The sequence below is a fragment of the Paenibacillus sp. 1SOY10 genome (genome assembly GCF_056836745.1).
Genome location: NZ_JBXENK010000014.1, coordinates 68,520 through 80,672 on the forward strand (window position 1 = coordinate 68,520; position 12,153 = coordinate 80,672).

Consider the following 12,153-nt stretch of genomic DNA (forward strand, 5'->3'; position numbering starts at 1 on the left):
GTTCACCTCATTTATTGATATCCTTCAGCCAATCAGACTCGCTTCTTGTCAATACAAGGTCGGCTAACTCCTCCATGTTCAAGCTGGTCATCCCATACTCAGCAGATAGTCGCAAGTAGTGGCGCACCAGCTCTTCTAGCGACTTAAGCCCTGATCCCACGGCATTGTAGGGATGCAGCCAGAGATGATACACCTCGCCTTGCCTTGCCGCATGGGTCATGCTCTGCTTGATTCGCTGCAGCCGCAGTGGCTCAAGCGAGCGTAGCAGACCCGGTGACGTACGGAAGAAAAAGCTGGCCGGCAAATTAACCGGAACGGTAGAGTCGAGAGTTTCAAAATCATAGGTATGGTGCCCCGTCAGGTTGAAATAACTGTCTGCCAGGCGAAGCACTCTGCGCCAAGCCGAATCGCTCGTCGAATATCCTTGCCTGTACAGTGGGTGCTTGGGGTTACCTCGATAGCTGAGGAAGCCAAGCTCCCCTATTTGCTCCATGTAACTTGGTTGCCATTGGTTGCGCGGCAGCACCAGACTACGGAGCATGATTCCCCGTTGTTCAGCTACTTGCTGGGCCGCCTGCAAATCGCTATAAAATTGCTCCCTGGTCTGTCCGGGTTCACAGCAGTAGTAGTGTGAGAAGGTATGTGAACCCACGGTTTGCCCCGGCGTCGCGCAGATTTGCCTGATCAGCGAAAGAGCGTAGCTGTGGGGAGCCTGAGCTTCCTGCTCTCCGGGTACCCTGAATCTCTCATTCATATCCTCATAGGGTGACAAGTGGCGGTCTATATAGGTTGGACGAAGCTCGGGCAGACCGGACAACAGCTCTGTGCGGTGCTCAAAAAACAATAATCCTACCGTAGCCCAGGTCGCATGGACGCCCGCCTGCTGAAACAAATCTAGTAGGTGAGGAATGGTCTCCCTTTCTTGCAACCACTTTGCTTCGTATGCCTCCAGGCTATACAGATCGCGAAGCCCCCAGTACAATTCAAAATCCAGCGAGATGACAAGGGTTCCCTTCATTTCCGGCATATCATGTTCCCTTCCCGGTAATCGGTTCTATCGTCTATCACAACATTTGCTATATTGTGTTTATATTCGCAGCCTGTCCGTTTTAGACCGAACTGCAGCGACTTTTCACTAGATTTTCAGCCCAATCCAAAAAAGAAGTGCGGTGAAAAAACGACCATAAGGCCGCTCTTTCACCGCACTTCTGATAAATATTAAGTTGGAGCTTATGCAAAGAGTCAGATGCGAAAATGTGCTTATTATAGAGGTTCTGGGCAGACGATCGGGAAATCCTCCCGCTAATTTGCGCAAATAATCTGAATTTAGATACTTAACTGGAAAAGCTCCCTATAAATTCGCATTTTGAGACCATTTCGGGTGATGTGGGCAAAATTATATGGAGGAATTCCAGGCTAGTTGCTTGGAATTTCCGAAAAGATCAATATTAGCTGGAGGATTTCCCGTTAAAGTTAAATAACCGCCTTATAGCAAGCCAAGTTTCTCGACGGAACTTACACTTTCCGTGCCGTCTTCTATTGTAGCTTCACATTTACGTTGGTAGAGGACGAAGTCTTGATTTTGGAGGCTGCCGTCTTGATGTCATTATCCTTGCAAAGGATGTCGCGTTGGACATATCCACGTAGATAGGTCGTCAAGTCAATCCCGATCCCCTTGGGAACGCGAATGACATTCCTCTCAATTCGGCCTTCCTCCGCACTTTGCCAAGTCCAGACCCCTCGCTCCCCGCCCTGAATCGTATTCCCGGCAATCTGAAAATCGTGGATACTCCCGAGCCGAATCGCAGTCGTGCCCTTTGTAGTACTTTTTGCTCCCATCGCAATCGTATTGTCCTGAATTGTAATGTGATCCAGCGTCGTTCCAGCCCCCACTTCGATGGCTGCGTAGAAGCTACCGCTCCCGGTAATCCGGTTCCCCTCTACGATACAATCTCCCCCATAAATACTGATGGCGGAATACATATCGGGAGCCTGCTTCCCACGTTCAGCTCCACTATAATAATTATTATTCAAATACGGATTATTAATGGTATTCCCGCGTACCATCAGACCTCTGGCAAAAATCTTGATCGCACGCTTGGCACAGTAATCAAACCGGTTGTCCGCAATGACACTGTCCAATTTGATGGCGCGGTTCTCTTCCATAGCAGGGTCCTCATAATAGAGGCCATCGCCATCGTTAGCGGGTCCGATATGATGGATATAACAATTGGAGATTGTGACCCTTCTTGGTGCCGACTCCTTACTGCCCCAAGTGGTGGTAAGGTATATTCCCCGCGCAACCAAACCGGCAGGTGAAGGGTTTTGAGCTACAATGTCATGGACCTCCGTATTCACGATGTTAATGGCTTCACTGTCGCCTAGCACAATAATCCCCGAGACGACACCTCCATAATAGGCGCTTTTGCTGTCCGTGCTATGACTCGCCCCCTGGACAACCAGCCCATTTACCGACACGCGAGCAATACCACTAGTCAAGGTCAATACCCGATTAACCCGCCGTCCCCCGTCAAGAACGATATCGCTCATAGCAACATCACTTCCGGTCACCCGTACCATTTCCCAGCCAAAGCCCACGTCCGCCGCCCGAATCACCGAAGCACGTCCACTCCCCTTGATCTGGGTACGTCCACCAACGGTGAGCGTCTTGGCAGGATTGACCCGGTACACCCCGGCGGGAAAATAAACCGTGTCTCCGCTTTGCGCTGCCTGATTTAAGGCTTTCTGAATGGCAGCCGTATCATCGGCCGTTCCATTACCGCGTGCCCCCAGCTTCATAACGTCAATCATCTTCATCCCTCCTTCATTATGAATAAGAGAGACTTTTCTTCTCTCCTTATAGTAAATGAGCAAGTCCTAGCAGGGGAAGCGGCATCTATACCACTTAGCCATTTGCGGCTGCACACATATTTGGGAGGACAAGATCATAGATTGGCATTAACGTCTTGATAGAGGGAGCGAATTTAATAACGATGGATACATGGGAATTGTGGGGAAAATGGGCTGAATTTCATGCCGAAAAATGGGGATGCCGCGCAGAGGTCACCGATTGGAACGCCCCTAACTCAGCGGCTAGCGGAAGGGGAATGCTATTTTACGATAAAAAGGGACGGCTGTATCTTCCGCCGCTGAACCCTTATCACCCCTTCGCCTTTCACTCCACTCCTACGGACAAGCGGTTCAAGCTGGATCGGCAATGGCATGAGGTAGCAGGAGCGATGATACCGGACATGCTGGCGGGGCAACGAGGAGCCAGCTTTGTATTTCCCCCGGAGATCACCGATATCCGGCCATTTCTGTGGAGTGGCTTCAAAGCCGAGGTCAAGTATACATACATTACTAAACTGCCCTTCGACCTAAGTCAGACCAGTACCGAAATTCGGGCCAAAGTCAAAAAAGCCCAGGCTGCCGGCTACCGAACTGCCGTTACCGAGGATATGGCTGAGGTGCACCAATGCTTGCAAGGAACCGAGCTACGCCAAGGCTTCAGCCACCAACTGAGCCTGCAAGACCTTGAGCGCATCCAAGGTTTGCTGGGGAAGCAGGCCTTTCGAGCCTATGTCTGCTATGCTCCTTCGGGGGAACCGGCAAGCGCCAGCGTTATCATTTCGCTGGACGGCCAGCGTGCCTTCGGCTGGATCGCCGCCAGCAAGACGGAACATTTGAACCAGGGAGTGGTCCAGCATTCGCAAAGCTTTGCTCTCCAGGATCTGTCTGCCTGCGGTTTGACCGAATTCGACTTTGCCGGGGCCAACATTCCCTCTGTCGCTCAATCCAAGACGAATTGGGGGGCAGTCGTAACCCCTTATTATCTCGTCCGGCCCCCTGGCTACAAGGAAATTCTGCGAGCCGGAAGAGATTGGCTCCAGTTTGTTCGCCGCAAAGCCCCCGCTTCCGGTGCGAAATAGATATTCCGCAGGCAGGAGTGGGAGGTCTTAGGCTTGTCGCAACATCTGCTCGGATTCGGGGATTTGCATCCATTCTACCCCGTTGCCGTTCAAGCGCAATTGCTCGGCAAGCTCGCGTAGCTTCTCGCCCTGGTGGCAGGAGATAATCAGATAGTCCATGTCTGTCCCGCCCGCAGCCAGTTCCATCTCCAGCAAGCGGATCATCGAAGCCGTCCTGTCCAGAACAAGCCTGGCCATCGCTTCCAGCAGCAGCGTAAGCTGATCGGAAGAGACCGCCGGGGCGATACGCACCGGCTCACGTGGTCCGTCTGCCAGACACGCATTGCTTAGGAAACCCGCGGACAGACCATGACGATGGGCGTATTCGGCAACTGTAGCCGCATAACGCAACCCAAGCTCGATGCGCTCCGGATCGGTGACCGTTCTCCACATGGAGTCGCTGACTTCGAGATTCAGGCAGATCATCAGCCGATGATCAGCGGTGTAATCATGGTGATGCACCTGCAACTCTCCGGTTCGGGCCGTCGCCTTCCAGTTGATATTCCCCAGCGAATCGCCAGGGCGATATTGACGAATACCCGAGATAAGAAACGGGTCCTCCCCAATCCAGCGCCGCACAGGCAGTTCTCCGAGCCAGCTATGATTGGGTAAAGGCAACTCCGGCAGCGAGAGAATTTGCGGGTAGACCAGCAGTTCCAAATTCAAAGGGAATTGCTTATATTGCCTGTTAAAGCCCATCGGGTCTCCCGTCGTCATCGTAGCCGAGTCCAGCCGGTAATATCCCCGGCGAGAGCAGAGAATTTCATGACGACGAGTAATTTGCCGATAGGGGCGGAGGTAAAACAAGCTGCTATGATTCTGATAAATATCGCCAGCATGGATGGTAAAGTTGCTCTGCTGACCAAAGGTCAGAGCCACAGACATGCTCGATTCCAGCCGCAGCCACGACAGAGGCAAAAGCTTGGCATTGGCGATGACCTCCACCATCTCCACAGTATCCCCTTCAAAGACCGTTTGCTCGCTAAAGAAACGGTCGTATCGTATTCCCTTGAGTGCTCTGGATTGATACAAGAGCACAACTATGCCGAAGATCACAGCCACACTTACGATAAGCCACGTAAGCTGCATGAATCAGTTCACCTGCTCCCCTTCACCGGAACCAGCATCTCGGCTGGAACCGCCGTTGCTGCCAGCACCTGACGTACGGCTTCACCCGCCGGATTGTCCGCAGGCGCAAGCCCGTGCCGCATCAATAACCGATGGGCCAGCACAGGCTCCGCCACCGCTTTAATGTCATCCGGTGTCACGTAATCCCTTCCCTGGACCAGAGCATATCCCTGAGACGCACGCAATAGCGCCATACTGGCCCGGGGGCTGGCTCCCAGCTTCACTTCGGAATGCTTACGCGTCGCCTCCGTAATCGCAACGATGTAGGCAAGCAAGTCGTCCTGCACTCGCAGGGAACGGGTAAAGGCCTGAGCCGCCGCCACTTCTTCTGCCGAAGCTACCGCCTGCAATCCTTGCAGCGGCTGCTGCTCACGGAAGCGCTGCAGAATGGCAACCCCTTCATCAGCCGTAGGATAACCCATGGATATGCGCATGAGGAACCGATCTAGCTGTGCCTCTGGCAAAGGAAAGGTCCCTTGCTGATCAATGGGATTTTGCGTAGCCATGACCAGGAACGGAGCCCCCAGAACATGAGTGTCTCCATCAATGGTTACCTGACGTTCCTCCATACATTCCAACAAGCTGGATTGAGTTCGCGGAGTCGCGCGGTTAATCTCATCAGCTAGCAGAACATTCGCGAATAGCGGGCCCGGACGGAATTCGAATTCCCCCAGCTTCTGATTGTAGAAATGTATCCCGCTAAGGTCCGAAGGAAGCAAGTCTGGCGTGAACTGGATACGCTTGAATTCGCCGCCAAGCGACTTCGCAAGCGCTTTCGCAAGCAACGTCTTACCGGTGCCGGGCACGTCCTCCAGCAGAACATGTCCATCCCCGAGCAATGCAGCCAGCAGCAAATCCACCACCTCACTCTTGCCTACTACCACCTCGCCGATATTGCGGCGAATTCGTCCGATTGCTTCTACTGCATCACGAAGTTCCATCAGGTCAACCACCTTCACTACCATTTTCCTATATTCTATCATAAGGAGATCGTTCCATAAGTCATCTTTTGATTACTCATTTTGATCACTAGCGTCTATTGTTCTCCTCGGTTCCGATAATTACGGGGAGAGACACCGGTAATTCGCTTGAACACGCGCGAGAAATAAAAAGTATCTGTATAACCTAACGTTTCTCCAATCTCCTTAACACTCAGCTCTGTATTAAGCAGAATTCGCTTGGCTTCGGCCGCTTTGAGACGATGCAAAAATTCATTCAGCGGATAACCGGAATATTCATGGACAATCCGCCTAAGCGTGGAGACAGAAATATGGTGCCGGGCCGCTATCTCCTCCGGCGGCGGATTGGTGAAGATAGAATCGGAAATATCTTCAATGAGCTTAAGGGCAAAGCGCCCCCGGTTCCCCGCCTCCACCTGATCGGTCTGGGACATCAGTTCGTAGAGCAGGGATTCCAGCAGCAGAGCAGCCCGGTCCAAATTGCTGGGTATCCCGCTATCAATCAGCATGAACATCAATTCCATCCGGCTGACAACGGCATCATCCACCTCGGCCTTCTTGACCAAGGATGGCTGCTGTAGCCAGCTATTCAGCCACTCTTCAATTCGCTCCCCCTCTACGGTAAAATAATATTCGTCCCAAGTACCACCCGCATGGGGACCGTAATGGAAAGTCTCTCCAGGATACAGGCAGAACCATGAGCCCGCCGTGACTTCTTGTTTCTCGCCATCACCCGCTCGGTAATCGCCGCTCCCCCCCGCAATCATGACAAACGCCCAGTAACGAAAGTTGGCGGCTTCACGTCTTAAGGTTCTCCCGGGCAAATGCCCTGCGTTGACCAGTGCCAGTGACGGGATTCTTCGCTTGCTGGCGTCCACGGCTGGATTAAATAGACGGATAGGTTGAGAGCTGATCATATAATCCATGTATTTTATCATCCTGCACATTCTCCCTTTTATATCACTATGTTAAATTAATGGTGTTTGAACAAATAAAACATATCCGCACAGAACATTCCTCTCATTGTAGCAAAATGTTGCGGAGAACGAAAGGATGTCAGTTACAGAATATGAGCGAACTGTATATCGGCGTAATCGGAGCCGGATCGATTTCCGAGGCTCACCTTGCAGCCTATCAAGCCAATCCTCAAGCACGCCTGCACGCGATTTGCGATTTGAACGAGGAACGGGCGCGGAAACTCGCTGCCAAATATGAAATCCCGCATGTTTACACCAATTTTCACGATCTGCTGGCGAACTCCGAGGTTCAGGCGGTCAGTATCTGCACCTGGAATAATTCCCATGCGGCCATTAGTATTGCTGCACTTGATGCTGGCAAGGATGTGCTTTGTGAGAAGCCTCTGTGTATGACTGTGGAGGAAGCGTTGCAGGTACAGCAGGCTGTGGAGCGTACGGGCCGCCGATTTGAAGTTGGCTATGTGCGCCGCCATGCCTCCAGCATTGGCGTACTTAAGAAATATCTTGATGCCGGTGATCTTGGCGACATCTACTATGCCAAGGCAAGCCTGATTCGGCGGCTGGGTAATCCCGGCGGCTGGTTCGCCGACAAGGCCCGCTCCGGTGGTGGACCCCTGATCGATATCGGCGTGCATGTGATTGATCTTTGCTGGTATCTGATGGGTCGGCCGAAGGTTGTCTCCGTCAGCGGCAACACCTACGCGAAGCTAGGTAATCGTTCGAATATTATGAATTATGCCTTTTATCAGGCGGCAGATTACGATGCTTCCTTGAACACCGTTGAAGATATGGCGAATGCACTGATTCGATTCGAAAATGGGGCTTCGCTCATGGTAGACGTCAGCTTCTCGCTGCATGCCAAGCAGAATTCAGCATTGATTAATATATACGGTGACAAGGGTGGCGCGGAAATAGAGCCCGAATTGTCCATTGTGACTGAACAACATAATACTATTGTAAATATAAGTCCGCAGATTACCGCTCCATCCTTTGATTTTGCCGAGAGCTTCCAGAACGAGATCAACCATTTTGTAGCAGGATGCCTGAATGGAGTCCCGGTTTTCAGTCCCGTTGAGGACGGCGTGGAGATGATTAAGATATTGAATGCGGTTTATGAGTCTGCGGCCGAGGGCCGGGAAATTCGTTTCTAAGAAACTGGAAAGAAAGGTGGCAGGATTCATGGGATTAAACAATAAGATTGGTGTGATTGTGGATAGCTTTGGCGTGGGCGTCAAGGAAGGCTTGCGTAAAGCCAAGGAAGCCGGAGCCGAAGGCGTGCAAATTTATGCCGTGTCCGGAGATATGGACCCCGCTGTGTTAACAGGAACTGCGCGCAAGGAGCTGCGCACCTACATTGAGGGCCTTGGCCTGGAAATATCAGCGCTATGCGGCGACCTTGCCGGCCACGGCTTTCAGGATGCAGCGGCCAACCCGGCCAAGATTGAGAAGTCCAAGCGCATTCTGGATCTGGCTGTGGAGCTAGGCACGAACATCGTAACTACGCACATCGGCATCGTGCCGGATGACAGCAGCAGCCCGATCTATGCCGCGATGCAGCAGGCCTGCGAGGAGCTCGGCGTATATGCCAAGAGCCTGAATGCCTACTTCGCCATCGAGACTGGGCCAGAGCCCGCTGCGCATTTGAAAAGCTTCCTCGACACACTTAGCACTAACGGCGTATCCGTCAACTTTGACCCGGCCAATATGGTCATGGTCACCGGAGATGATCCGGTCCAAGGTGTGAAGACGCTGCGCGATTACATCGTCCATACTCATGTCAAGGACGGCATTCGGCATCGACTGGTGGACCCGCGTAATGTGTACGGCTATCTGGGCTATGAGGCCATGGATCATCAGAAGATTGCCGACATGGCTACCTCGGGGGCTGATTTTGAGGAGGTACCCCTTGGTCAAGGGGGCGTGGATTTCCCGGCTTATTTCGCCGCCCTGCAAGAGATCGGCTATACCGGTTATCTCACGATTGAACGCGAAGTAGGCGACCGTCCGGAAGAGGATATTCGCCAGGCCGTTCAATTCGTCCGTTCCTTCCGCTAACCATTACTCATAACTATAGAGGAGTTGCTTGTCCATGAAGCTGGGAATTAGCTCTTATAGCCTGTACCAAGCGATGCGAACTGGCAGTATGTCAATTCTGGATGCCATCGATTGGGTAGCCGAACTGGGTGCCGAGCATATTGAAATCGTACCACTGGACTTTAACTTTAACGAAAATCCACAGCTGATCGGCGCCATTCGAGAACAGGCGGCCAAGGCCGGTATCGCCTTATCCAACTATGCCATCGGAGCCAACTTTATCACCGATTCCACAGAAGCCTATGAGGCAGAGATTGAACGGGTCAAACGTGAGGTGGACCATGCTCATGCCCTGGGAGTTAAGCTGATGCGTCATGATGTAGCCGCCCGTCAGGATACCTCCATCATCCGTTTCCAGGAGGACCTCCCTCGTATTGCGGAAGCCTGTCGCCGAATCGCAGACTATGCTGCTGAGTACGGCATCACTACCAGTCTGGAGAACCACGGTTATTACGTGCAAGCCAGCGACCGGGTACAGGCCGTGGTGCATGCGGTCGACCGGCCCAACTACAAAACAACGCTAGATGTGGGCAATTTTGTCTGCGTAGACGAGAACCCTGTTATGGCCGTGAAGAACAATATCGGCTATGCTTCAATGGTGCATATCAAGGATTTCTACATCCGCCCAGAACACGCTAATCCCGGCGAAGGCTGGTTCCGCAGTGCAGGAGGCCAATATTTGCGCGGGGCTATCGCGGGCCAAGGCGATCTGGACCTGTACGAGCTGCTACGTATCGTGAAGCACTCTGGCTACGACGGCTACCTCTCCATTGAGTATGAGGGGATGGAAGATTGCCGCCTCGGCACACGGATTGCCTACGACAACGTTCAACGGATTTGGAGCGAGGTCTAGAAGAGTCTGATCTAGAACCGTCTATCTAGGACGGTCTGGTCTAAAAGAGTCTAGTCCAGAATAATCTGGCTCAATAAGCCCTACGACCACTGCTAAAAAATGAGCTACCGCTTCACTATATACACCCTATACAAATTAAAATCCCCCTGCCACGGTGCTCTTGCTCCTGGCAGGGGGATTATTTGTCAGATGAATGAATGGTCTAAGGAATTAAATCTATCGCTTGCTGCGGTACAAAAACCTCGACACCGTTGTAGACCACAACACCCTCCAGTTGTACCTTTTCACCATTAAGGCGTGCGATGCTCTGATGGAAGGGCAGTTCCAACTTGTGGCTTCCTTTGGTGACAGTAATTTGAGCATTATCGCTATCCAGCTTGTAAGTGGCTCCCTTGGCGGTAAAGGCTCCCTTGGCTTTGACAAACAAACGTGCTGTAGTAGCCTCCAGGTCTAGACCCATAACACGTGCCATATACTTGGCAACGTCGGTATTGTCAATGACTCCCGTCGGGCGATCACCATTTGGTGCGTAAGTGTACAATACTACATCGCCCCCCGTATGTCCCCCGGTCGTCCACCCGATGCCCGAACGCTTACTGATCATCGGACCAACGGTATAGTTCAGACTACCTGATTCAGCTTGCTGTATAGCCTTGATTTCATCCTTCGATAAATCCGTAATTCCGTAAAATTGGGCCATGACTTCCTTCACGTTAGTGCGCTTGGCATTCAACTTGGCTTCCAGGCCTTCACCTGTCAATTTAGCCTTCTTGAGTGGACCGATGAAGGTTGAAAGCGGTTCTTTGTCATAGGTGCGAGTCGTTGACTCGTTACCAATGGTGAGTCCTCCATTAGCATGGTCAGTGACAGCAACGATTGCCGTTTCACCATCCTTCTTGGCAAAGTCCAGCGCTACTTTGACGGCATCATCAAAAGCTAATACATCGCTAATGACACCGATGGGATCATTAGCATGGGAAGCCCAGTCCACCTTGCTGCCCTCTACCATTAGAAAAAATCCATCCTCGTCCTTTGATAATACCTCGATCGCTTTACTGGTCATTTCCGCCAGACTTGGCTCCTTCGCAGGATTACGATCCATCTCATAAGCCATCCCAGATGGAGCAAACGCGCCCCAAAGCTTATTCGAGCTGGATGCCTTCATCTCCGCAGGGGTCGTTATGTACTCATAACCCAGTGCCTGGATAGAAGAGATGAGATTTACACCATCTTTGCGGCCTTCACGCTTCAAATATTGGGCACCCCCGCCCAACACCACATCCAGCCCGTTATAAGCCTGCTGCATGCTTAACGCATCATAATTTTTGCGATCCGGGTAATGGGAAGTAAAGTCTGCCGGCGTTGCATGCATTACCTCCGAGGTAGCAATAATCCCTGTCGCCTTGCCCGCCAACTTGGCCGCCTCCAGCACTGAGGCTACCGGCTTCTTCGCATCCCCTGCCTGGATAGCCTGTTGCCCTGGCATCGTGGCTTTATCGGGCAGTACACCAACATAACCGGTATGCGATTTATATCCTGTTGCAAATGCGGTGCCTGCTGGTGCGGAATCCGCGATCGCTGCGTCAGCAGAGTGAGTCCGAACCAGCCCGCTGGCGAGAGCGTCCAGTGACAGACTACTCCCTTTATACCATCTGGACAAAGCAGTCGCATCGCTCGCCATCCCGTCAGGAATAAGAATGATAACATTTTTGAGTGGTTGATGGGGGGCCGGCAATGTTTGCACTTCTGCACCAAAGCCGGTCATGGAGATAGACCACAACATTACTGAAGCAATCATGAGAGGGAGCCACTTCTTCACGCCTTTTCCAAACATAAATCGTCCTCCGTTTCCTCTTGCAAATTATATGATCCAGCCTCCAGTGTAGAGAAGGGATATTAAGCAAGTATCAACGGCCTGTTTACATTTTGTAAAAAAAGGGGGATCATTCCATTACATCAGCTTCTGAAGAAGCACACGGAAATCATAAAAAAAGCTGAAGAGAAACATCACGTTCCCACTTCAGCTTTTCTGCTAACATCCTCAACAAACATCAACGGAAATTCCTCATGCTAATTAGTCCATTTTCCCAAAAAACTACGGATTAACTGGAAATTCTCCCGCTAATCTGGCGGTATTCACCGTACATGACGGATTTCCCGTATATTATAGGGAG

At 51.8% G+C, this 12,153-nt stretch carries 10 protein-coding genes; 4 read left to right on the forward strand and 6 right to left on the reverse strand.

The window, feature by feature from the left end; translation table 11 throughout:
* Positions 1–7: 7 nt before the first annotated feature.
* Together AC1VOR_RS21535 and AC1VOR_RS21540 are read right to left on the reverse strand one after the other, a co-directional pair.
* On the reverse strand, positions 8–1,027 hold the full coding sequence (locus tag AC1VOR_RS21535) for a polysaccharide deacetylase family protein (protein WP_482620937.1): 1,020 nt from the start codon (positions 1,025–1,027) through the stop codon (positions 8–10).
* Between the two features lie 509 nt (positions 1,028–1,536).
* On the reverse strand, positions 1,537–2,811 hold the full coding sequence (locus tag AC1VOR_RS21540; protein WP_482620938.1) for a glycosyl hydrolase family 28-related protein: 1,275 nt from the start codon (positions 2,809–2,811) through the stop codon (positions 1,537–1,539).
* A gap of 182 nt (positions 2,812–2,993) precedes the next feature.
* On the opposite strand from AC1VOR_RS21540, the gene AC1VOR_RS21545 reads away from it, so the two are divergent.
* Positions 2,994–3,929, forward strand: a complete 936-nt coding sequence (locus tag AC1VOR_RS21545) for a hypothetical protein (RefSeq protein WP_482620939.1) — start codon at positions 2,994–2,996, stop codon at positions 3,927–3,929.
* A 27-nt stretch (positions 3,930–3,956) separates the two neighbouring features.
* Here the strand turns inward: AC1VOR_RS21545 and AC1VOR_RS21550 are convergent, their stop codons facing one another.
* The 3 genes from AC1VOR_RS21550 to AC1VOR_RS21560 form a co-directional block, all read right to left on the reverse strand.
* Positions 3,957–5,057, reverse strand: a complete 1,101-nt coding sequence (locus tag AC1VOR_RS21550) for a DUF58 domain-containing protein (protein WP_482620940.1) — start codon at positions 5,055–5,057, stop codon at positions 3,957–3,959.
* Positions 5,058–5,065: 8 nt separating this feature from the next.
* Entirely contained in the window at positions 5,066–6,037 is a 972-nt protein-coding gene (locus tag AC1VOR_RS21555) for an AAA family ATPase (RefSeq protein ID WP_482620941.1), read from the reverse strand.
* Positions 6,038–6,132: 95 nt separating this feature from the next.
* Positions 6,133–6,993 carry a helix-turn-helix transcriptional regulator gene (locus AC1VOR_RS21560; RefSeq protein WP_482620942.1) on the reverse strand — a complete coding sequence of 287 codons (861 nt, stop codon included), beginning with the start codon at positions 6,991–6,993 and terminating at the stop codon, positions 6,133–6,135.
* Positions 6,994–7,124: 131 nt separating this feature from the next.
* Here AC1VOR_RS21560 and AC1VOR_RS21565 point away from each other — a divergent pair, with 131 nt between their 5' ends.
* Genes AC1VOR_RS21565 through AC1VOR_RS21575 form a run of 3 tightly spaced genes read left to right on the forward strand, consistent with a single transcriptional unit; the run spans position 7,125 to position 9,979 of the window.
* Positions 7,125–8,183, forward strand: coding sequence for a Gfo/Idh/MocA family protein (locus tag AC1VOR_RS21565; RefSeq protein WP_482620944.1), 1,059 nt, complete (start codon positions 7,125–7,127; stop codon positions 8,181–8,183).
* A gap of 28 nt (positions 8,184–8,211) precedes the next feature.
* Positions 8,212–9,087 (forward strand): sugar phosphate isomerase/epimerase family protein, encoded by an 876-nt coding sequence (locus AC1VOR_RS21570; protein ID WP_482620946.1) that lies wholly within the window; start codon positions 8,212–8,214, stop codon positions 9,085–9,087.
* Between the two features lie 34 nt (positions 9,088–9,121).
* Positions 9,122–9,979: a sugar phosphate isomerase/epimerase family protein gene (locus tag AC1VOR_RS21575; protein WP_482620948.1), complete on the forward strand. Its 858-nt coding sequence runs from the start codon at positions 9,122–9,124 to the stop codon at positions 9,977–9,979.
* Between the two features lie 202 nt (positions 9,980–10,181).
* Here AC1VOR_RS21575 and AC1VOR_RS21580 read toward each other — a convergent pair whose 3' ends face one another.
* Entirely contained in the window at positions 10,182–11,813 is a 1,632-nt protein-coding gene (locus AC1VOR_RS21580; protein ID WP_482620950.1) for an alkaline phosphatase, read from the reverse strand.
* Positions 11,814–12,153: the final 340 nt, after the last annotated feature.

Coding starts and splice junctions, on each gene's coding strand:
- AC1VOR_RS21535 (WP_482620937.1), bottom strand. CDS start 1,027: ATGCCGGAAATGAAGGGAACCCTTGTCATCTCGCTGGATTTTGAATTG.
- AC1VOR_RS21540 (WP_482620938.1), bottom strand. CDS start 2,811: ATGATTGACGTTATGAAGCTGGGGGCACGCGGTAATGGAACGGCCGAT.
- AC1VOR_RS21545 (WP_482620939.1), top strand. CDS start 2,994: ATGGATACATGGGAATTGTGGGGAAAATGGGCTGAATTTCATGCCGAA.
- AC1VOR_RS21550 (WP_482620940.1), bottom strand. CDS start 5,057: ATGCAGCTTACGTGGCTTATCGTAAGTGTGGCTGTGATCTTCGGCATA.
- AC1VOR_RS21555 (WP_482620941.1), bottom strand. CDS start 6,037: ATGGAACTTCGTGATGCAGTAGAAGCAATCGGACGAATTCGCCGCAAT.
- AC1VOR_RS21560 (WP_482620942.1), bottom strand. CDS start 6,993: ATGATAAAATACATGGATTATATGATCAGCTCTCAACCTATCCGTCTA.
- AC1VOR_RS21565 (WP_482620944.1), top strand. CDS start 7,125: ATGAGCGAACTGTATATCGGCGTAATCGGAGCCGGATCGATTTCCGAG.
- AC1VOR_RS21570 (WP_482620946.1), top strand. CDS start 8,212: ATGGGATTAAACAATAAGATTGGTGTGATTGTGGATAGCTTTGGCGTG.
- AC1VOR_RS21575 (WP_482620948.1), top strand. CDS start 9,122: ATGAAGCTGGGAATTAGCTCTTATAGCCTGTACCAAGCGATGCGAACT.
- AC1VOR_RS21580 (WP_482620950.1), bottom strand. CDS start 11,813: ATGTTTGGAAAAGGCGTGAAGAAGTGGCTCCCTCTCATGATTGCTTCA.